At 73.4% G+C, this 20,866-nt stretch carries 16 protein-coding genes; 15 read left to right on the forward strand and 1 reads right to left on the reverse strand.

The genetic code is table 11. The features are described 5' to 3' along the window. The first annotated feature begins 113 nt into the window (after positions 1-113). From ACF08B_RS14480 to ACF08B_RS14515, 8 genes are all read left to right on the forward strand, one after another. On the forward strand, positions 114-851 hold the full coding sequence (locus ACF08B_RS14480; protein ID WP_392317728.1) for a GntR family transcriptional regulator: 738 nt from the start codon (positions 114-116) through the stop codon (positions 849-851). Between the two features lie 196 nt (positions 852-1,047). After that, positions 1,048-2,052 (forward strand): sugar ABC transporter substrate-binding protein, encoded by a 1,005-nt coding sequence (locus ACF08B_RS14485; RefSeq protein WP_392317631.1) that lies wholly within the window; start codon positions 1,048-1,050, stop codon positions 2,050-2,052. Continuing rightward, positions 2,049-3,140, forward strand: coding sequence for an ABC transporter permease (locus ACF08B_RS14490; RefSeq protein ID WP_392317632.1), 1,092 nt, complete (start codon positions 2,049-2,051; stop codon positions 3,138-3,140). Before ACF08B_RS14485 ends, ACF08B_RS14490 begins: the two co-directional genes overlap by 4 nt. Beyond that, on the forward strand, positions 3,137-3,928 hold the full coding sequence (locus ACF08B_RS14495; RefSeq protein WP_392317633.1) for an ATP-binding cassette domain-containing protein: 792 nt from the start codon (positions 3,137-3,139) through the stop codon (positions 3,926-3,928). The genes ACF08B_RS14490 and ACF08B_RS14495 overlap by 4 nt, the downstream gene beginning before the upstream one ends. A 117-nt stretch (positions 3,929-4,045) precedes the next feature. Next, positions 4,046-5,191 (forward strand): ROK family glucokinase, encoded by a 1,146-nt coding sequence (locus ACF08B_RS14500; RefSeq protein WP_093697939.1) that lies wholly within the window; start codon positions 4,046-4,048, stop codon positions 5,189-5,191. Then, positions 5,188-5,769: a sugar kinase gene (locus tag ACF08B_RS14505; RefSeq protein WP_392317634.1), complete on the forward strand. Its 582-nt coding sequence runs from the start codon at positions 5,188-5,190 to the stop codon at positions 5,767-5,769. Before ACF08B_RS14500 ends, ACF08B_RS14505 begins: the two co-directional genes overlap by 4 nt. A gap of 96 nt (positions 5,770-5,865) precedes the next feature. Further along, positions 5,866-8,724, forward strand: coding sequence for a DEAD/DEAH box helicase (locus ACF08B_RS14510; protein ID WP_392317635.1), 2,859 nt, complete (start codon positions 5,866-5,868; stop codon positions 8,722-8,724). After that, a complete protein-coding gene (locus tag ACF08B_RS14515; protein WP_392317636.1) occupies positions 8,721-10,865 on the forward strand; it encodes an SWIM zinc finger family protein in 2,145 nt (714 codons plus the stop codon). The genes ACF08B_RS14510 and ACF08B_RS14515 overlap by 4 nt, the downstream gene beginning before the upstream one ends. 140 nt (positions 10,866-11,005) lie before the next feature. On the opposite strand, the gene ACF08B_RS14520 is transcribed toward ACF08B_RS14515, so the two are convergent. Further along, a complete protein-coding gene (locus tag ACF08B_RS14520; protein ID WP_392317729.1) occupies positions 11,006-12,415 on the reverse strand; it encodes a PLP-dependent aminotransferase family protein in 1,410 nt (469 codons plus the stop codon). A gap of 403 nt (positions 12,416-12,818) precedes the next feature. Here ACF08B_RS14520 and ACF08B_RS14525 point away from each other — a divergent pair, with 403 nt between their 5' ends. The 7 genes from ACF08B_RS14525 (at position 12,819) to ACF08B_RS14555 (ending at position 20,836) form a co-directional block, all read left to right on the forward strand. Continuing rightward, positions 12,819-14,288, forward strand: a complete 1,470-nt coding sequence (locus tag ACF08B_RS14525) for an anthranilate synthase component I family protein (RefSeq protein WP_392317637.1) — start codon at positions 12,819-12,821, stop codon at positions 14,286-14,288. After that, entirely contained in the window at positions 14,285-14,875 is a 591-nt protein-coding gene (locus tag ACF08B_RS14530) for an anthranilate synthase component II (RefSeq protein WP_392317638.1), read from the forward strand. The genes ACF08B_RS14525 and ACF08B_RS14530 overlap by 4 nt, the downstream gene beginning before the upstream one ends. A gap of 284 nt (positions 14,876-15,159) precedes the next feature. Then, on the forward strand, positions 15,160-16,611 hold the full coding sequence (locus ACF08B_RS14535) for a phenylacetate--CoA ligase family protein (protein ID WP_392317639.1): 1,452 nt from the start codon (positions 15,160-15,162) through the stop codon (positions 16,609-16,611). Further along, the gene (locus ACF08B_RS14540; protein ID WP_392317640.1) at positions 16,595-17,305 is read left to right on the forward strand and encodes a hypothetical protein; all 711 of its coding nucleotides are present in this window, start codon (positions 16,595-16,597) and stop codon (positions 17,303-17,305) included. The genes ACF08B_RS14535 and ACF08B_RS14540 overlap by 17 nt, the downstream gene beginning before the upstream one ends. An 18-nt stretch (positions 17,306-17,323) precedes the next feature. Continuing rightward, positions 17,324-18,649, forward strand: coding sequence for an amidohydrolase family protein (locus ACF08B_RS14545; protein ID WP_392317641.1), 1,326 nt, complete (start codon positions 17,324-17,326; stop codon positions 18,647-18,649). Continuing rightward, positions 18,646-19,866 (forward strand): MFS transporter, encoded by a 1,221-nt coding sequence (locus ACF08B_RS14550; RefSeq protein ID WP_392317642.1) that lies wholly within the window; start codon positions 18,646-18,648, stop codon positions 19,864-19,866. Before ACF08B_RS14545 ends, ACF08B_RS14550 begins: the two co-directional genes overlap by 4 nt. Positions 19,867-20,059: 193 nt before the next feature. Continuing rightward, entirely contained in the window at positions 20,060-20,836 is a 777-nt protein-coding gene (locus tag ACF08B_RS14555) for a B3/4 domain-containing protein (RefSeq protein WP_392317643.1), read from the forward strand. Positions 20,837-20,866: the final 30 nt, after the last annotated feature.

Genomic DNA, 20,866 nt, shown 5'->3' on the forward strand with positions numbered 1-20,866 from the left:
GGACCCCGTACGCTGTCAATGCGTATGTCCGGACAATTGGACTACACAACTTCCCGTCAACCGGGCACGGGGCTACGCTCGGGCCCGTGCCGAAACCAGATGTGGACCCGACCGTGTCGCTCGACCTTCGTGTGGACCGTAGTTCCCCGGTGCCGCTGTACTTCCAGCTCTCCCAGCAGCTGGAGGCCGCCATCGAGCAGGGCAGCCTCACTCCGGGCAGCCTGCTGGGCAACGAGATCGAGCTGGCCGCGCGGCTCGGCCTGTCCCGGCCGACCGTCCGTCAGGCCATCCAGTCGCTCGTCGACAAGGGGCTCCTCGTCCGCCGCCGGGGCGTCGGCACCCAGGTCGTGCACAGCCAGGTCAAGCGCCCCCTGGAGCTGAGCAGCCTCTACGACGACCTGGAGGCGGCCGGCCAGCGGCCCGCGACCAAGGTCCTGGTCAACTCCGTCGTGTCGGCCTCCCCCGAGGTCGCCGCGGCGCTCGGGGTCGCCGAGGGCGGCGACGTCCACCGCGTCGAGCGGCTGCGGCTCGCGCACGGCGAGCCGATGGCCTACCTGATCAACCACCTGCCGCCCGGCCTGCTCGACCTGGACACCGGCCAGCTGGAGGCCACCGGCCTGTACCGGCTGATGCGTTCGGCCGGGATCACCCTGCACAGTGCCCGGCAGTCCATCGGGGCGCGCGGCGCCACGGCCGACGAGGCCGAGCGGCTCACCGAGACCGAGGGCGCCCCGCTGCTCACCATGCAGCGCACCACCTTCGACGACACGGGCCGCGCGGTCGAGTTCGGCGACCACACCTACCGCCCGACGCGCTACTCCTTCGAGTTCCAGCTGCTCGTACGTTCCTGACGGTGCCCCCGGACCTTCGTCGCAATGTCCGGACAATGTGACCGGTCTGCGGTGCCCGCCCGTGTCACGGGTGTTCCCCGTGTTCGATACTGAGGTGTTTGGGGCTGGTGAATTCGACGCCGGGACACACCGGCGGCGAGGTCGCCCGCCCCTTACGCACGTCAGAGCAAGAGCACAGCGAGAAGGGCACGGCCTCGTGGCACGGTTTCGGACCTGGGTAGGCATAGCGCTGGCAGGGGCACTCTCCGTGTCCCTGGCCGGATGCAGCAGCACCGGCGGCAAGCGGGCCGAGGACGCCCGCAAGGCTGCCGCGGCCCAGGGCAGGGCGGCGGTGAACACCCCCCGCTGGACCATCGCGATGATCACCCACTCCGGCGACGGCGACACCTTCTGGGACATCGTGCAGAGCGGCGCCGAGCAGGCTGCCGTCAAGGACAACATCAACTTCCTGTACTCGCACGACGACGAGGCCCAGCAGCAGGCACAGCTGGTGGACGCGGCCGTCGACAAGAAGGTCGACGGCATCATCGTCACCCTCGCCAAGCCGGACGCCATGAAGGCGGCCGTCGCCCGCGCCGAGAAGGCCGGCATCCCGGTGGTCACGGTCAACTCCGGTTCCGAGGTCTCCAAGGCGTTCGGCGCCCTGACCCACATCGGCCAGGACGAGACCGTCGCCGGCGAGGCCGTCGGCGAGGAGCTGAACAGGCGCGGCAGGAAGAAGGCCCTGTGCGTGCTGCACGAGCAGGGCAACGTCGGCCACGAGCAGCGCTGCGACGGCGTCGCCAAGACGTTCCACGGCACGCTGCGGAAGCTCTACGTCAACGGCACCAACATGCCCGACGTGCAGTCCGCGATCGGCGCCAAGCTCCAGGCCGACACGTCCCTCGACGCCGTCGTCACCCTCGGCGCGCCCTACGCCGACACGGCCGTGAAGGCCAGGACGGACGCGGGCAGCAAGGCCGAGATCGACACCTTCGACCTCAACGCCGGGGTCGCGGCCTCGCTGAAGAACGGTGCCCTCGGCTTCGCCGTGGACCAGCAGCCGTACCTCCAGGGCTACCAGGCCGTCGACCTGCTGTGGCTGTACAAGTACAACGGCGACGTCCTCGGCGGCGGCAAGCCGGTGCTCACCGGACCGCAGATCATCACCAAGGACCAGGCGCCCGCGCTGGCCGAGTACACCGCGCGGGGCACCCGATGAGCGCGGCGACCGACGAGGTGAGCGGAGCGGCCGACGAAGCGGGCTCGGCGGCCGGTGAGGTGCGCAAGACGGCCGACGAAAGGATTCTGCGGACGTCTTCGCTGCGGAAGCTGCTCGCCCGCCCGGAACTGGGCTCCGTCGTGGGCGCGCTCGCCGTCCTCGTCTTCTTCGCCCTCGCCGCCGACGGCTTCCTGCGCCCCGCGAGCCTCGGCACGGTCCTGTACGCGTCCTCGACCATCGGCATCATGGCCGTACCCGTCGCGCTGCTGATGATCGGCGGTGAGTTCGACCTGTCGGCGGGCGTCCTCGTGACGTCCTCGGCGCTGATCTCGTCGATGTTCAGCTACCAGATGACCGCGAACACCTGGGTCGGGGTCGGCGTGTCCCTCTTGGTCACCCTGGCCGTCGGCGCCCTCAACGGCTTCCTGCTCACCCGCACCCGGCTGCCCAGCTTCATCATCACGCTCGGCACCTTCCTGATGCTGACCGGCATGAACCTCGGCTTCACCAAGCTGATCGACGGCACGGTCTCCACCAAGACCATCGGCGACATGGAGGGCTTCCCCAGCGCCCACGCCGTCTTCGCCTCCACCCTCACCGTCGGCGGAGTCGGCCTCAAGGTCACCGTCCTGTGGTGGCTCGGACTCGTCGCCCTCGGCTCCTGGATCCTGCTGCGCACCCGCGCCGGCAACTGGATCTTCGCCGTGGGCGGCAACGCCGACGCGGCCCGCGCCGTCGGCGTCCCGGTCGCCGGAACCAGGATCGGCCTCTACATGGGCGTCGCGTTCGGCGCCTGGATCTCCGGCCAGCACCTGCTCTTCTCCTTCGACGCCGTCCAGTCCGGAGAGGGCGTCGGCAACGAGCTGATCTACATCATCGCGGCCGTCATCGGCGGCTGCCTCATCACCGGCGGCTACGGCAGCGCGGTCGGCTCGGCCGTCGGCGCGCTCCTGTTCGGCATGACCAGCAAGGGCATCGTCTTCGCCGAGTGGAACCCGGACTGGTTCACCTTCTTCCTCGGAGCGATGCTGCTCCTCGCAACCCTGCTCAACGCCTGGGTCCGCAAGCGCGCGGAGGCGACGGCATGACGCAGACCGAATCGCGTACGGCCCTGGTGGCGCTGTCCGGCGTCGGCAAGCGCTACGGCAACATCCGCGCCCTGGAGGGCGTCTCCCTGGAGGTCCACGCGGGCGACGTCACCTGCGTCCTCGGCGACAACGGCGCGGGCAAGTCCACCCTCATCAAGATCATCGCGGGACTGCACCGGCACGACGAGGGCACGCTGCGCATCGACGGCGAGGAGACCGCGCTCGCCTCCCCGCGCGAGGCCCTGGACCGGGGGATCGCCACGGTGCACCAGGACCTGGCCGTCGTGCCCCTGATGCCGGTCTGGCGCAACTTCTTCCTCGGCTCCGAGCCGCGCAAGGGCGCCGGCCCCTTCAAGCGCCTGGACATCGACCTCATGCGCCGCACCACCCGCGAGGCCCTGCTGCGCATGGGGATCGACCTCCGGGACGTCGACCAGCCCATCGGCACCCTCTCCGGCGGCGAACGTCAGTGCGTGGCCATCGCCCGCGCGGTCCACTTCGGTGCGAAGGTCCTCGTCCTGGACGAGCCGACGGCGGCACTCGGCGTGAAACAGTCCGGCGTGGTGCTGAAGTACGTGGCCGCGGCCCGCGACGAGGGCCTGGGCGTCGTGCTGATCACCCACAACCCGCATCACGCGTACCTGGTGGGGGACCGGTTCGTCCTCCTGCGCCGCGGCACGATGGTGGGCAATTCCACACGGGACGAAACGACCCTGGACGAACTGACCCGGCAGATGGCGGGCGGGTCCGACCTGGACGCCCTCCGCCACGAACTGCGGCGCGACTGAAGGGCGCGGGGGGCCGCGCGACGAGCCGGGACGCGAGCCGCGGACGGCGGCGCCCGCGGCCCGCGTCCCCCCGCCCCGCGCAGCACCCGGCGTGAGCGTGCGGCACAATCGACCGCGATGAGCACCTACCGCGACCTCACGGCCCCCATAGGCTCCCGCCGGGCCCCCGTCCTGCGAACGGTCGGTACCCGGGAGCGCCGGTCACACCTGACCGCCCCCCGTGTCCCCACCGTCGGCATCGACATCGGTGGCACCAAGGTCATGGCGGGTGTCGTGGACGCCGACGGCAACATCCTGGAGCGGCTCCGCACGGAGACCCCGGACAAGTCCAAGAGCCCCAAGGTCGTCGAGGACACCATCGTCGAACTGGTCCTGGACCTGTCCGACCGGCACGACGTGCACGCGGTCGGCATCGGCGCGGCCGGCTGGGTCGACGCCGACCGCAACCGCGTGCTGTTCGCCCCCCACCTGTCCTGGCGCAACGAACCCCTGCGGGACCGTCTCGCCGGCCGCCTCTCCGTGCCGGTCCTCGTGGACAACGACGCCAACACCGCCGCCTGGGCGGAGTGGCGCTTCGGCGCCGGGCGCGGCGAGGACCACCTCGTCATGATCACGCTCGGCACCGGCATCGGCGGCGCCATCCTGGAGGACGGCCAGGTCAAGCGCGGCAAGTTCGGCGTGGCCGGCGAGTTCGGCCACATGCAGGTCGTCCCCGGCGGTCACCGCTGCCCGTGCGGCAACCGCGGCTGCTGGGAGCAGTACAGCTCCGGCAACGCGCTGGTGCGCGAGGCGCGCGAGCTGGCCGCCGCCGACTCGCCGGTGGCCTACGGGATCATCGAGCACGTCAAGGGCAACATCGGCGACATCACCGGCCCGATGATCACCGAGCTGGCCCGCGACGGCGACGCGATGTGCGTGGAGCTCCTCCAGGACATCGGCCAGTGGCTCGGCGTCGGCATCGCCAACCTGGCGGCCGCCCTCGACCCGTCCTGCTTCGTGATCGGCGGCGGCGTCAGCGCCGCCGACGACCTGCTCATCGGCCCCGCCCGGGACGCCTTCAAGCGCCACCTCACCGGCCGCGGCTACCGCCCCGAGGCCCGCATCACCCGCGCCCAGCTCGGCCCGGAGGCCGGCATGGTGGGCGCGGCCGACCTGGCCCGGCTGGTCGCCCGCCGCTTCCGCCGCGCCAAGCGGCGCCGCGTGGAGCGCTACGAGCGCTACGAACGGTACGTCCAGGCCCGTCGCGACCGGGACACCGCATGACCGCCTCCCTGCCGCACCAGGCCGCCCCGCCGGACGAGCCGAGCCGGCCGCCCGAGAACCCGCGCCACAAGGCCGAGCGACGGGCGATCACCCTGCTGATCATCGGCCTGCTCATCGGCGTCCCAGCCGGCTACCTGGTGATCTCCGCGAACCAGAGCCGCGACAGCGGCAAGGACAAGGAGGCGAAGTACTCGGCGACCGGCCTCACCGCCGGCTGGCCCTCCAAGGTGCAGCGCCGCCTCTACCAGGTGAACGTCCCGCACCCCGCCGACCACATCGCCTACTACGAGACGAACAACTGGAAGACCAGCCGCCTCTACGTGATGTTCAGCACCAACCAGGCCGGACTCGACAGCTTCCTCGCGGCCATGGGCGTGCGCGAGGACCGGCTGAAGAAGGACCACATCACCATCGGCGCGCGCGACCGCAAGGTCTCCGGCTGGACGTTCGACGGTCCGGGGCCGTGGTCCGGGTTCACGCACAAGCAGAAGAACCCCTCACCCACCCAGGACGTCGTCGTGAACACGTCCGACCCGAAGAACCCGGTGCTCTACGTCGTCTCCCGCACGGTGCCGTAGCGCGGGCCAGGACCGGCCGCCGGAGCCGATTGTCAGACCCCGCCCGTAGAGTCGGAGACATCTGATCCGGGACACGGGCGGGAGGTGGCAGGACGTATGAGCGGCGGCACGGCGGCGGTGGCCGAGCGCGCGGCGGCATCCGCGCGGGCCGGGAACCCGGTCCCGGCCCGTCTCGCGTCCCTCTACCTGCCCGCACCCCTCCCGCGCGAGGGCCGCATCGCCTTCTGGGACCCCGACGGCGGCCCCCTGCCCGCCGACGGCGACACCGGCGGCGACCCGGCCGAACTGACGGTCGTACGACGTCACGGCAGCGGCGCGCGCCGCCGGCAGGTGACCGCCCTGACCCTGCCGCTCGCCGAGGCCCTGCCGTTGCTGGTCCGGGCCCGCCGCGACCCGGCCGCCCACCCGGCCACGGCATGCTGGGGCGCCGCCGCCCTGCACGCCCTGCGACTGGTCGCCCGCGGTCGCCTGCTGCCCGGCCTCACCCCGAGCGGCCACGACGCCTGGCGCGCCGGACCCCTGGAGCCCGACGACATCGCCCACCTGCGCGCGATCGCCGCCGCCCTGCCCCCGGAGGGCCACGCCGTGCCCCTCGCCGACCCCGGACCGCTCCGGCTGCCCGAGCCGGAGGCCCTGGTCCGTTCGTTCCTGGACGCGGTCGCCGACACCCTGCCCCGCACCCCCGCGGCCCCCTACACCTCCGGCCGGCCCTTCGCCGCCCGCGAGCCCCAGTCCCTGCCGCAGGCCCACGCGTGGGCCGCCGAGGTCGCCGCCGGGATGGACGCCGGCGTGCGGATCTCGCTCCGGCTCGACCTGTCCGCGTACGACCTCTTCGACGCCGGCTCGGCCGACGGTGCGCGCGGCGCGGGGGCGGCCATCGTGCAGGTGCACAGCCTCGCCGACCCCACCCTGGTCGCCGACGCGGCGGCCCTGTGGGCGGGAGAGGCCGACACCGCGTTCGGGCCCCGCGCGCGCGTCGACGCGGCCCTCGCCGTCCGGCGCGCGGCCCGCGTGTGGCAGCCCCTCGACCGGCTCGCGGAACAGGACGTGCCCGACGTCCTCGCCCTGTCCGAGGACGAGCTGGGCGAACTGCTCGGCGTCGCGGCGAGCCGGCTGGCCGCCGCGGGCGTCGCGGTGCACTGGCCCCGGGACCTCGCCCGCGACCTGACGGCCGCGGCGGTCGTCCGGCCCGCACCCGGCTCGGCGACCGACGGCACCGGCTTCTTCGAGAGCGAGGACCTGCTCCGGTTCCGCTGGCAGCTGGCGCTCGGCGGCGAACCGCTCAGCGAGGCCGAGATGGACATGCTCGCCGAGGCCCACCGGCCGGTCGTGCGGCTGCGGGACAGCTGGGTGCTGGTCGACCCGGCCCTCGTCCGCAAGGCCCGCAAGCGCGAGCTGGGCCTGCTCGACCCGGTCGACGCGCTGTCCGTCGCGCTCACCGGCACCGCCGAGGTCGACGGCGAGACCGTCGAGGCCGTGCCCGTCGGCGCCCTGGCCACCCTCCGCGACCGGCTCACGGCCGGCCTGAGCCCCGCGGACCCGCCCGCCGGTCTCGCCGCCACCCTCCGCGACTACCAGCTGCGCGGCCTCGCCTGGCTCGACCTGATGACCTCGCTCGGTCTCGGCGGCTGCCTCGCCGACGACATGGGCCTCGGCAAGACGATCACGCTCATCGCCCTGCATCTGCGGCGGGCGCGCAGCGAGCCGACCCTCGTGATCTGCCCCGCGTCCCTGCTGGGCAACTGGCAGCGCGAGATCACCCGGTTCGCGCCCGGCGTCGCCGTCCGCCGCTTCCACGGCCCCGACCGCAGCCTGGACGGCCCCGGCGGCGGCTTCGTCCTCACCACGTACGGCACCATGCGCTCCGCCGCGGCCCACCTCGCCGAGCAGCCCTGGGGCATGGTCGTCGCCGACGAGGCCCAGCACGTGAAGAACCCCTACTCGGCCACCGCCAAGGCGCTGCGCACCATCCCGGCCCCCGCGCGCGTGGCGCTCACCGGCACACCGGTGGAGAACAACCTCTCCGAGCTGTGGGCCCTGCTCGACTGGACCACCCCCGGGCTGCTCGGCCCGCTCAAGTCCTTCCGCGCCCGGCACGCCCGCGCGGTGGAGAACGGCGAGGACGAGGAAGCGGTGCAGCGCCTGGCCCGCCTCGTCCGCCCCTTCCTCCTGCGCCGCAAGAAGTCCGACCCCGGCATCGTGCCCGAACTGCCGCCCAAGACCGAGACGGACCACCCGGTCGCGCTCACCCGCGAGCAGGCCGCGCTGTACGAGGCGGTGGTGCGCGAGTCGCTGCTGGCCATCGAGACCGCCGACGGCATCGCCCGCCGCGGCCTCGTCCTGAAGCTGCTCGGCGCCCTCAAGCAGATCTGCGACCACCCGGCGCTGTACCTGAAGGAGGACCCGCGCGCCGACCGGCTCGCGGCCCGGTCCGGCAAACTCGCCCTCCTGGACGAGCTGTTGGACACCCTGCTCGCCGAGGACGGCTCGGCGCTGGTCTTCACCCAGTACGTCGGCATGGCCCGCCTCATCACCGCGCACCTCTCCGCCCGCGCGGTCCCCGTGGACCTGCTGCACGGCGGCACCCCGGTGCCGGAGCGCGAGCGCATGGTGGACCGCTTCCAGAACGGCGAGACCCCCGTCCTGGTGCTGTCCCTGAAGGCGGCCGGCACCGGCCTGAACCTCACCCGGGCGGGTCATGTCGTCCACTTCGACCGCTGGTGGAACCCGGCGGTCGAGGAGCAGGCCACCGACCGCGCCTACCGGATCGGCCAGACCCAGCCCGTCCAGGTCCACCGCCTGGTCACCGAGGGCACGGTCGAGGACCGCATCGCCGAGATGCTGGAGTCCAAGCGGGCCCTCGCCGACGCCGTTCTCGGTTCCGGCGAGGCGGCGCTGACCGAGCTGACCGACCGTGAACTTGCCGACCTCGTCTCGCTGCGGAGGACGTCATGACGGCCGTCGGGCAGCCGCGCCCCGCCGACGCCGCCCGCCGTGCCCTGCGGGAGGCGCGGGAGCGCACGGAGGCGGAGCGGGACGAACCGGCCGGGTCGGCGCCGACCGCGGCGGAGGACGCGGTACCCGACGCGGACGCGCCGCAGGACCACGCCGGCGAGGCCGAGGCGCCTCTCGACGAGACCGCTGCGACCGCGGGTGCCGACGGCACGGACGCCCTGACGGGCACGGAGTCCTGCGCCGGGCCCGGGCAGGACGCGGAGCCGAGGCCGGGGAACGCGGCGCGGGCCGCCCTCCGGGCCGCCATCGCCGACCGCCGGGGCGACGCCGACGGTCACGCGACCGCCGATGCCGACGAACCGGCCCGGGAACAGACCCCCGACCCGGAACCGCCCGCCACGACGCCTGCGGTGACCGCCGGGACCGCGGGCGGACACCGCCCCGGGGACGCCGCCCGTGAGGCGCTCCGCGCGGCCCGGCGCGAAGCACGGCGCGCGGAGGAGGCGGAACCCCGGAACGAGAGGCGCACCACCGCACGGCCGGTCACGGCCCCGGCCCGCACCGCGCGGGGCAGGACCGCCCAGGACATGCGGAACTACCTGGCGAACGCCTTCCGCATGCCCACCTGGGCCGAGGAACCCGAGGGAGCGGAGGAGCCGGAGGGGACGTCGGAGAGGAAGGGGAGTCGGGAGCCGCAGGGGACCGAGGAGACGGCGCCCGGCCCGGAGAAGCCCGCCGACGAGACGGCCCCCGACGAGACGGCCCCGTCCCCGGCCCCGTCCCCATCACCGGCCCTGGATCCCGCCCCCGCCCCGGCCCCAACCCCGGCACCGGCGCCCCCCGCCCCCGCCGTACCCCACGCGCCGTCCACCATGGCCGCTTTCCACCGGGACACGGAACTGCGGCGCACGTTCCCGGCGTTCGCGGTGCGCGCGGGTGCCGAGGAGGGGACGGAGTTCGCCGGGACCTGGTGGGGGAACGCCTGGGTCGAGGCGCTGGAGCGGGGCGCGCTGGACCCCAAGCGGCTGGCCCGCGGCCGCGGTTACGCGGACCAGGGCCAGGTGGACGCCATCACCGTCACACCGGGGCTCGTGCTCGCGTACGTGCGCGGAAGCCGGCCGCGGCCGTACCGCGTGCAGGTGCGGGTGCGCACCCTGGCGGACGACGACTGGGCACGCTTCCTGGACGCGGCCGCCGACCGGCCGGGACACATCGCCGCGCTGCTCGACAAGGAGCTGCCCCAGTCCCTCGCCGACTGCGGTGTACCCCTGCTGCCCGGCCCCGGTGACCTGGCCCCCCGGTGCAGCTGCCCCGACTCCGGGCACCCCTGCAAGCACGCCGCCGCCCTCTGCTACCAGATGGCACGCCTGCTCGACGCCGACCCCTTCGTGCTGCTCCTGTTGCGCGGCCGGGGCGAGAAGGAGCTGCTCGACGCGCTCTCCCGGCGCAGCGCCGCCCGGGCGGCCCGCGCCGCGCAGGAACGTCAGCCGCAGTCCCTGCCCGGCGTGCGCGCCACCGACGCCCTCGCGCCCCGCCGACTGCCGCCGCTGCCCCCACCGGCGCCGGTCCCGCCGCACCCCGAGCAGCCCCCGGTCTATCCGGCCGCGCCCGGCGGCCCCGACCCCTTCGCGCTGGACCAGCTGGCGACCGACGCCGCCGCCCGCGCCCACGCGCTGCTCGGCACCGGCCGCGACCCGGTCGGCGAACTGACCCTGTGGCAGGACGCGGTGCGCCTCGCGGCGGCCCGCCCCGGCTCGGGCCTGACCGCGGCCACCCGCACGCTGTACTCCACGCTCGCCACGGCCGTCGGCCGCACCACGGCCGACCTCGCCCGGGCCGTCGCGGCCTGGCGGCAGGGCGGTCCGGAGGGGCTGGCCGTCCTGGAGGAGCCCTGGGATCCGCCGGCCGGCCGCTTCGACCGGGCCCGCCCGCTGCTGCTCGCCGCCGACCTGCCCGCGTTCCGCCCCTGGCGCAACCGCCTCACCCATCCACGCGGTCACGTCCAGCTCCGCCTCGGCCGCGACGGCCTCTGGTACGCCTACGAGTCGGAGCCCGGCCAGGAGGACTGGTGGCCCCGCGGCACCCCGGACCTCGACCCGGTGGGTGCCCTGACGGGACTCGGCACCCCGGACGACCTGTGACCGACGACCACTGCCCGAAAGGGGCGCAGGGCGGGCTTCGGCGACTCGGTGAGGGCGGTGCGAGGCTTCGCCGGTGATCCCGGGGCGAGGTGGGGAGGCCGGACCAGGATTCGCCGAACCGTCGTGTCCCGGAGCCGTTGTCACATCGAGGGCTGGGCGCTCCTGTCGTGCCGGTCCAGCTGTTCCCGGTAGGCCGCGCCCACTTCGGTGAGGCTGTGGGAGAGGGCCGCGCAGTTGGCCGTCGCGTAGCTGATGACGAGGGCGGGTGAGCTCGCGGCGGTGGACGTGCAGTAGTGGCGGCCGCCGCGCAGGAGCACCGAGCGGCGGCGGGCGGCGCGGACGAGTGCCTGCTCGTCGATGTGGGGCGGGAGCCGGATGTAGGCCTGGAGACCGCCGGCACCGCCCAGCGGCCACGCGCCCGGGAGCTGGGTGTCGAGGTGACCGAGCACGGTCCGACGGCGGCGGCGGAACTCGGTGCGGAGCCTGCGCTGGTGACGGTCGAAGGCACCGGTGTCGACGAAGCGCGCGAAGGTGAGCTGTTCGAAACCCGAGCAGCCGATGTCCCAGCCCGCGCGTACGTGCTCGACCGATGCCATGAGCTCGGACGGGCCCACCAGCCAGCCGAGCCGCAGTGCCGGGGCGAGGGTCTTGCTGGCGCTGCCCGCGTAGACGACGCGGTCCGGTGCGAGGCTCTGCAGGGCGGGCGGCCGGTCGGCGGTGTCCAGCAGGCCGCTGTCGAAGTCGTCCTCCAGGACGTAGCCGCTCACCTCACGCGCCCAGGCGACGAGCTGCGCGCGGCGCTCACGGCTCAGACGTACGCCGGTGGGGAACTGGTTGGCGGGCGTGACCAGCACGGCCCGCGCGCCGCTCGCCCCGAGGCGCTCGATATCGAGTCCGTCCTCGTCGACGGGGATGCCGACGGGCCGCAGTCCCGACGTGGCGATGAACTCGCGCTCGCCCGGATGGCCCGGGTCCTCGACCGCCAGCGCGGTGTGCCCCCGATCGAGCAGGACCCTGCAGACCAGGGCCAGGCCCTGGGCGAAGCCCGAGGTGATCATCAGGTCCTCGGGCCGGTTGCGCACCCCGCGCACGCGGCCGAGATGGCCGGTCAGGACGTGCCGGGCGTGGAGGACTCCGGCCAGCGGAGCGTAGCCGAGCTCCTGGTGACCCGCCTCGTTGATCACGGCGGTGGCACAGCGGAGCCACTCCGCGCGCGGGAAGTCGATGGTGTTGGACGTGCCGGTGCGCAGGTCCCACAGGGCGTCGGCGCCCGGTTCCTCGGTGGGGGGCGCGAGGGCGGAGGCGGCTGCCTGTCCGCCGGTGTGCTCGGCGACGCAGGTGCCCGAACCGCGTCGGCTCGTCAGATAGCCCTCGGCCGCGAGCTGGTCGTACGCCTCGACCACGACGCTGCGGGAAACCCCGATGTCGACGGCGAGCTGACGGGTCGAGGGAATGCGAGTTCCAGGCTTTAAAGTTCCACTCTCAACCAAGTTCCGGAGGGAGTCCCGCAATTGCATGGCCAGCGGAATCCGGGAATCCCGTTCCACCATGAGCGCGATGTGGCGCGACAAGTGGTCTCCTCTCGAAGGGGCGAAGTGGTATGGCCGAAGCATTCAAACATTTGATGGAGTTGCCTCGCACGCACATTCGGACACCTCGGACCCGGTGGCCGAATGCGGCAGGGGGGATCCGGCCCGCGCGGGCCGGAGCGTGCGAAGTGCGGTGTCGCGCCTGGAAGAAGAGGCGCTCCCGCAGCATGGGGGAATGGCTCCTCGACGCCCCTGCGGTCCTTGAGATCGAAAGGCAAGCGTTGTGTCAGTGGTTTCGGTTGCATCGGCTGCGGCGTCGCCGCGGTCATCGGACAAGCAGGACCCGTTCCCGTCCACGGGGGTCGATTCGACGGGGAAATCCACAGCCGGGGGGAACGGCCGCACGGGAAGAATTGCGGTGCGGGTGACGTCGGACGCACTTGCTTACGTCGATGCCCTCAATCTCTACCAGGAATTGTCCGCCGTCCGGTCGCAGGACGACGTCTTTCTCTTCGAAAGCCTCGACGGCCCCGACCAGGACCGCCACTTCGCCGCCGTCGGCTGCGGACGCCTGGCCGAGCTGCGGGTGTACGCCGACCGTGTGGACCTCGTCGCCCCCGGGGAGCTCGGCGAGGCGCTCACCGCCGCCGTCTCGGCCGCCGCCGGCCGGCCCCCGGGGCGGGCCGGCGACACGAACAGCTGGCCCCTGGCCGGCCCGGACACCGTGTGGCGGGTGCTGCGGGCGGCACAGGGCGCCTTCGACCTCGACACCGACGTACCCACCGGCACCTTCGCCTTCGGCTTCCTCACGACCCTGTCGTACGAGGCGGCGTGGGCCATCGAGGACCTGCCCGCCCAGCGCACCGCATCCGATCTGCCGCGCTGCACCCTGACCCTCTTCCAGGACACCGTCTGGTACGACCTGCGCGACGGCGGAGTGCTCCATCTCGCCGCCCACGGACCCCAGTTCGACGACACCGTCCTCGATCTGCGGGCAGCGGTGGACCGTGCGCGGTCGCGGGGACACACACGGCCGGCGGTGCCCGACGCGCCGCGCCCTCGTTCGGTGCGCGACACGGTGGACGAGGAGACGTTCACCGCCCGGGCCCGGCGGTGCCTGGAACACATCGGGGTCGGAGACAGCTACCAGATCCAGATCGGCCACCGTGTCGACGTGGAGAGCGAACTGACGCCCGTTCAGGTCTATCGGCGCCTGAGCCACCGCAACCCGTCCCCCTACATGTACCTCGTGCCCTGGGCGGGCCGCACCGTCATCGGGGCCAGCCCCGAGCTGTTCGTGCGCATGAAGGACGGCGACATCTCGATGCGGCCCATCGCGGGTACCACGCCCCGGGCCGCCGATCCGGCCGAGGACGCCCGCCGGGTCGCCGAGCTGCGCGCGAGCGCCAAGGAACAGGCCGAGCACGTCATGCTGGTCGACCTGTGCCGCAACGACATCGGACGGGTGTGCGTGCCCGACACCCTGTGCGTCGACACGATGATGGAGGTGGAACCCTTCGCCTATGTCCACCACCTGGTGTCGACGGTCTCCGGCCGGGTCCGTGACGGCCTCGACGTGTGGGCGTCGGTCCGTGCGACCTTCCCGGCGGGCACCATGACCGGCGCGCCCAAACTGCGGGCCATGGAGATCATCAACGACCTGGAGGACGAGCCCCGCGGCATCTACGCCGGCGCGCTCGGCCTTGTCGACGTGCGCGGCTTCGCGGTCCTCGCGCTGTGCATCCGTACCGTCGTCCACGACGGCGTCCGCTACAGCACCCAGGCGTCGGCCGGGGTGGTCGCGGACTCCGAGCCGGTCGCCGAATGGCGCGAGACGCTGGCCAAGATGAGCGCCGCCTACTGGGCGCTGACCGGTGAGGAGCTGCTCGCATGAAGGTCCTGCTCGTGGACGCGTACGACAGCTTCACCCACATCATCGACCAGTACCTGCTCAGCCTCGGCGCACGCACCGAGGTGGTGCGCTCACGCACCCGCCCGACCGGGGAACTGGTGGCCTCGGCACCCGACGCGGTCGTCCTCGGGCCGGGGCCCGGGCATCCCGCCGACTCGGGGCACGTCGAGCTGGTGCACGCCTTCGCCGGGCACGTCCCCCTGCTCGGGGTGTGTCTGGGGCACCAGGCCATCGGCCTCGCCTACGGGGCGCGGATCGCCGTCGCCGACCGGCTCATGCACGGCAAGACCAGCCTCGTCGAGCACGACGGACAGGGCGTCTTCGCCGGTGCCCCGCTCCCGCTGACCGTCACCCGCTACCACTCCCTGGTCGTCCGGGAACCGGCCGCGCCGCTCGTGGTCACGGCCATCTCCACGGACGACGGCCATGTGATGGGCGTACGCCATGAGGCCCTGGACGTGGAAGGAGTCCAGTTCCACCCGGAGAGCGTCATGACGCAGGACGGGATGCGCCTCTTCCGCAACTTCCTGGACCGAGCCGGGACGCCCACAGCCGCCGCACTGCGATAGCCGCGACCGCCGAAGCGACGACCACCGACCCTCGCAAGCGGCCGCGCTCCGGCACCAGCACGCACCGCCGAGCGTCGTCGCCCCGCGCCCTCGCCTTCCCGCCCGGGCCGAAGCGGCCACCGCGGCCCGCGGCGACGGCCGTGCTCCGACCACGGAGCGCCCCGCGCCGTCCTGCCACCGCCGGGGGCACGGCATCCACTCTCCGACAGCCGCCGCCCACGCACGCCCTGCCGTGCGGACACGGCACACCAGGCTGCCCCACGCGCCCGCGTACGGCAGCACCGATGATCGTACGTACGAAGGACCCGACGCCCATGTGGCTTCCCACGCACGGACCCGCGGCCGAGTTCGCCGCGCGGTACCTCGAACTCCACCGCGCCTTCTACAACCGCACCCTGACCACCGCCGAGCACGACGACTGGCGCCGGACCCAGCTGGCCGCCGTCCTCGAACAGGTCAGCACCCGCTCGCCATTCTACGCACGCCTCCTGAAGCGGGCCGACCTGTCCGCCGTCACCCCGGACGACCTCACCGCGCTGCCCTTCACCACCAAGGCCGACCTGCGCGAGGAGATGCTGGACGTCCTCAGCCGGCCGCTGGCCGAGGCCCTGTTCTTCTACGAGACGACCGGCACGACCGGCCGCGCCACACCCTGCCCCCGCGACGGGCGCGAGATCGTCGCCAGCAACGCCCATGTGACCGAGTCCTGGAGCTCGATCTTCCGGCACCACTTCGGTGAACACCCGCCGCGCATCGGCCTGATGGGACCGACCGAGGTGCACTCCTTCGGTGACACGCTCGGCGACGTCGCCCGCAACACCGGCTCCATGAACGCCAAGATCTGGCCGTACTCGCCCGTCATCGGCTTCCAGAAGGCCCTGCAGCTGATGAAGGACCTCGAACTGGAGGTCGTCTGCTGCACGCCCGGCGTCGCCCTCACCCTGGCGAAGGCCGCCGAACACTACGGCTACGACCTGCGACGGGACTTCGCGGTCAAGCTGCTCTTCGTCACCGGCGAGATGTGCACCCCCGCCCTCGCGCACAACCTGGAGGCGGTCTGGGGCGCCGACGTCTACAACATCCTCTACGGCTCCCAGGAGGCCTTCGTCGTCGCGACGGCCTGCCGCAACAAGCGGATGCACCTGTCCCAGACCAACTACGTCGTCGAGGTCGTCGACCCGGAGACCGGCGAGTCCCACGGCCCGCGCGGCACGGGCGAGCTGACGCTCACCATGCTGACGGACGGGGTGAAGCCGCTGGTCCGCTACCGCACGGGCGATGTCGTGGACGTGGCGGAGTCCGACTGCGACTGCGAGATGCCCGGCGACCTGGTACGGATCGTCGGACGCACCCTGGACCGCATCGACCTCGGCGGACGCCGGTTCACGGCCGGCCAGATCGAGACGGCCGTACTGACCGGGGTCACCGGGTCCGCCGGATACCAGGTGGTCATCGAGCAGGACGCCGCCGGGCAGGACCGGCTCACCGTGCGGCTGGAGCTCCTCACGGGCCAGGTGGCCGACCCCGAGGCCCTGGCCGACGCGGTACGTGCACGGACGGCGGACGCCCTCGGGGTGCCCGTCGCCGTCGAGCTCAGCGACGGACTCGACCCGATCGTCAGCACCGGCGCGTTCGTGAGCTGGAAGGCCGCCCGCGTGGTGGACCGGCGCACCCTGACCGACCACGAGACCTCGGTGGCACAGCGGATGGCGGCGAACCGTGGCTATACGACCTGACCTGGCGGGCGGCACCGTCCGGGTGGCCCCGCTGCCCCGCCCCCTGGCGAGCGAGTACGCCGCGCGCTGGAGCGAACTGTCCGAGCGGTGGGCGGCCCGCCCCGGATCCGTGCTCGGCACCCTCGGCCCCGCGGGCACCTCCAGCGACCTCGTCGCGCGGTACCTCGCGGCGGAGCACAACCTGCGCGTGGAGCTGCACGACACCTTCGACGACGTGCTGGACGGACTCCTGCTGCGCAAGCTCGACTTCGCCCTCGTACCGAGCGCCTACGCGGGCCTCACCCGCTTCCACTGGCACCGGGACCTGCGGCTGCGGGCGTTCTTCCCGCGCGCCACCCCGGAGTACGGCATCGCCGCGGCCGCGCACAGCCGGCTTCCGGCGGGCGACGGACCGGTGTCCGTCGCCGCCATGTGGGAGGTCCGGCGGATCTACGCCGAGGTCGTGCCGACCGCGCTGCGCGGCCGGGACGTCGACTGGGTGGACGCCTCCTCCACCCAGCACGCCGCCCAGATCGTCGCGCGCGGCGGCGCCCAGCTCGCCGTGACGAACGCCCCGGGAGTCACGGCGTACGGACTGCGCTGGATGGCGACCCGCCCCGGCGCGGAGATCCTCTGGACCCTCTTCGACCACACGGAGGAGCCCCGGACGGACGACCCGCCAGACCGGCCACGCACCGCCGGCCGGCAACCCTGAGACCAGGAGAGAGACGACGTGTCACGCAAGACCCTGCTCCACCGCGCCACGGTCCAGGAGGGACTGGGCCGGGCCTCACTGCCACGGCACAGCGTGCTGATCGACGGCGACCGCATCGAGGCCGTGCTGCCCGAGGGGCTCGCCCCGCTGAACGCCCCCGGCATCGACGTGCTCGACCTCGACGGGCGGACCGTGATGCCCGGCATGACCCTCGGGCACACCCACATCGCCTACCTGAACGTCCTCGACGGACGCGAGATGCTGTTCAAGTACTCCGTCCCCGACCTCACCCTCGCCGCCGCGCGCAACGCCGAGAACCTGCCGGCCCTCGGCTACACCGCCTTCGTGGGCGCCGGGTCGGTCTCCGGCATCGACATGGCACTGCGCCGCGCCGTCGACCGGGGCGAGCTGCGCGGCCCCCGCATCACGCCGTGCAGCCGGGACCTGATGGTGTCCGGACCGCCCGAGCGCCGAAACCCCGAGGTCAAGAAGCGCATCCCGACCGATCTGATGCGGCTGGCGGAGACCCCGGAGGAGATGGCGGAGTACGTCGCCACGGAGATCGCGCAAGGCGCGGAGATCGTCAAGGTCTTCTCCTCGGGCGACGACACCTTCCCCAACGGGCGCTCCCACGAACTCCTCTTCACCCCCGAAGAACTGAAGATCGCGGCGCGCACCGCGCACGAGCACGGCGCCCTGATCCGCGCCCACTCCCGAGGGCTCGACGGCATCCGCAACGCCATCGCGGCCGGGGTCGACGTCATCGACCACGCCACCTACGCCGACGACGAGGCCCTGCACGCCATCGCCGAGCGCGGCATCTTCGTCGTACCGAGCCTCTACCAGCCACACATGCTGCTCACCACCGGAACCCGGCACGGCAAGACCACCGCATACCTGGAGACGCTGGAGTTCGAGGCCGAGGTCGCCAACACCCTGCGCATCCTGCCGATCATGGTCGAGCTCGGCATCCCGGTGGTGGCGGGCGACGACTTCGGCTTCGCCTGGACCCCGCACGGCACCTACGCCAAGGAGCTCGAACTGTACGTCGAGATGGCGGGCATCCCCGCACCGACCGTGCTCACCTGGGCGACCGCCAACGGGGCCCGGCTCGCGGGACGCGGCGCCGACGCGGGCACGGTGCAGGCCGGACGCCTCGCCGACCTCGTCGTGACGAACGGCGACCCCGCCGAGGACATCTCCGTCCTGAGCCGGCCGGGAGGCATCGAACTGGTCCTCCTGGGCGGCACGCCCGTCGCGGGCGGCACCGAGCCCTTCCGGACCGGCACACGGCGGCACGCCCGGCACGGCGGCACCCCGGCCTCCGCGGGAGCCGTGCGATGACCGGAACCCGAGCCCGCCTCCCCGTGACGCCGCTGCTCGCCGTCGGCGCGTTCGCCATCGGCACCGACACCTTCGTGGTGGCGGGAGTACTGCCCGAAGTCGCCCGGGGCCTCGGGACGAGCCTGGCCGACGCCGGCTGGGTGAGCACCCTCTTCGCGCTCACCTACGCCGTTCTCGCCCCCGTGCTCGGCGCGCTCACCGGACGCCTGGAGCGCCGCTCCGTCCTCGTCGTCTCCCTGACCGTGTTCGCCATCGGGAACGTCGCCTCCGCCCTCGCGACAGGGCTCGGCGCGCTCCTCGCGGCGCGGGTCGTGACCGCGGCCGGGGCCGCCCTCTACGTCCCGGCCGCCTCCGCGTCGGCCGCCGCCCTGGCCGCCCCGGAACGCCGGGGACGCGCCATGGCGGTGGTACTGGGCGGGCTCTCGGCGGCGACTTTCGCGGGTGTGCCGTTCGGCACCTGGCTGGCCGCCGACCTGCACTGGTCCGTCACGTTCTGGCTGCTGGCCGGACTCGGCGCGGTGTGCGCGGTCGCCGTCGCCGTCGGACTGCCCCCGGTGCGGCTGCCCGCCGCGCCCGGACTCGTGGCCCGGCTCGCCCCGGCGCGCGATCCGCGGGTGCTGGTCACGGCGCTCACCACGCTCGCCTTCCTGACGGGCGGCTACCTCGCGCTGACCTACATCGGCGCGGTCCTCGCCCCGGCGACCGACGGCGACGGCACCACGCTCGCCCTGCTGCTCCTGGACTTCGGCGTGTTCGCGGTGTGCGGCACCGTGGTCGGCGGGCGTGCCACCGACCGCTGGGGGCCGACGCCGGTCCTGCTGGCATCGGTCGCCGGTCTCGCCACCGTCCTGGTGACACTGCCCCTGACCCGGGACACGCCGGTCGGCGCGAGCGTGGGCATGGCGGCCTGGGGCGTGACGGCGATGGCCACCCAACCGCCGCAGCAGCACCGCTTGTTCGCGATCGCACCCGGGTCCGGGCCGCTCCTGCTCTCCCTGAACTCCTCCGCCACGTTTCTCGGCATCTCGCTCGGCGGCTTCATCGGCGGCCGGGTCCTGGCGCACGGCGGGGCCGACGCGGTCGACCGGCTCGGCCTGCTCGGGGCCGCTCTCGCGGCGGTCGGCCTGCTGACCGCCGTGCTCGGGACGCGCCTGCGGACCGAAGGACCCCGCACCGACAGGGAGCCGGCCCCGGCACCCGCGGGCGACGCGGGCTGACATCCGGCCGGGCGCACTCCACGCGCCCGGCCGGGCGCGGCGGAACCTCCGCGCCCGGCAAGTGGCCTAACGCATCGCCCCGTAATTGGCCACCGCCGCGACCCCGTCCGCTCCCTACTGTCGACCCGTCAACAAGGAACCGCCCGCGCTCGACACGGGCGGCCGAAGCCCGGAAACGAAGGACCACACACCCATGGAAAGCCCCCGCCCCGACTCGGACACCCGCTCCCTCGGCGTCGGCGTCGACGCGCGCGTCCGGGAGCGCGTGCCCGGCTACGTCCTCGGCCTGATCGCCGTACCGGACGTCGGCGTCGTCGCGGACGCCCCCCAGGTGACGGACCGGCTCACCGCCGCCGAGGACGCCCTGCACAGCGCCGGGCTTTCCAAGGCCGACGTCTCCGCCCTGCCCTCCATCTCGGCCTGGCGGGACGCCTACCGGGAGATGGACGTGAATCCCAACCGGTTCCCCTGCGCCGCCGAGTCGGTCCTGCGCAGGGTCGCCAAGGGGGACCGGCTGCCGCGGATCAACTCCCTGGTGGACCTGTGCAACGCGGTGTCCCTGGAGAGCCGGCTGCCCGTGGCCTCCTGCGACGTGGGCGGCATCGAGGCCGAGCTCGTCGTGCGGCCCGCCGACGGCAGCGAGGTCTACCTGCCGCTCGGCGCACCCGACGCCCCCGAGCACCCCGAACCCGGCGAGGTCGTCTACGCCGACGACCAGGGCCGCGCCCACTCGCGCCGCTGGAACTGGCGCCAGGGCGACCTGGTCAAGTCGGGCCTCGGACGGCGCCGGCTCCTGCTCACCGTCGAGTCGGTGCACGAGGGCGGCCGGGCCGAGGTGGAGCGGACGCTCGGACAGCTCACGGAGGCGCTCACCGGCCTCGGTGCCGCCCCGCAACCGCCGCGGATCCTTGACGGCGCCACCTCCCGGGTGGAGCTGTTCGGCACGCTGTCGGCCGCGCCGGTCCGCTGAACCGGGCCCCACTCATGGATGAGGAGCAGG

This window comes from Streptomyces sp. NPDC015139 (assembly GCF_043079785.1).
Taxonomy (GTDB): Bacteria; Actinomycetota; Actinomycetes; order Streptomycetales; family Streptomycetaceae; genus Streptomyces; species Streptomyces albidocamelliae.

Coding starts and splice junctions, on each gene's coding strand:
- ACF08B_RS14490 (WP_392317632.1), top strand. CDS start 2,049: ATGAGCGCGGCGACCGACGAGGTGAGCGGAGCGGCCGACGAAGCGGGC.
- ACF08B_RS14555 (WP_392317643.1), top strand. CDS start 20,060: ATGGAAAGCCCCCGCCCCGACTCGGACACCCGCTCCCTCGGCGTCGGC.
- ACF08B_RS14520 (WP_392317729.1), bottom strand. CDS start 12,415: ATGGTGGAACGGGATTCCCGGATTCCGCTGGCCATGCAATTGCGGGAC.
- ACF08B_RS14550 (WP_392317642.1), top strand. CDS start 18,646: ATGACCGGAACCCGAGCCCGCCTCCCCGTGACGCCGCTGCTCGCCGTC.
- ACF08B_RS14535 (WP_392317639.1), top strand. CDS start 15,160: ATGATCGTACGTACGAAGGACCCGACGCCCATGTGGCTTCCCACGCAC.
- ACF08B_RS14515 (WP_392317636.1), top strand. CDS start 8,721: ATGACGGCCGTCGGGCAGCCGCGCCCCGCCGACGCCGCCCGCCGTGCC.
- ACF08B_RS14530 (WP_392317638.1), top strand. CDS start 14,285: ATGAAGGTCCTGCTCGTGGACGCGTACGACAGCTTCACCCACATCATC.
- ACF08B_RS14500 (WP_093697939.1), top strand. CDS start 4,046: ATGAGCACCTACCGCGACCTCACGGCCCCCATAGGCTCCCGCCGGGCC.
- ACF08B_RS14510 (WP_392317635.1), top strand. CDS start 5,866: ATGAGCGGCGGCACGGCGGCGGTGGCCGAGCGCGCGGCGGCATCCGCG.
- ACF08B_RS14495 (WP_392317633.1), top strand. CDS start 3,137: ATGACGCAGACCGAATCGCGTACGGCCCTGGTGGCGCTGTCCGGCGTC.
- ACF08B_RS14505 (WP_392317634.1), top strand. CDS start 5,188: ATGACCGCCTCCCTGCCGCACCAGGCCGCCCCGCCGGACGAGCCGAGC.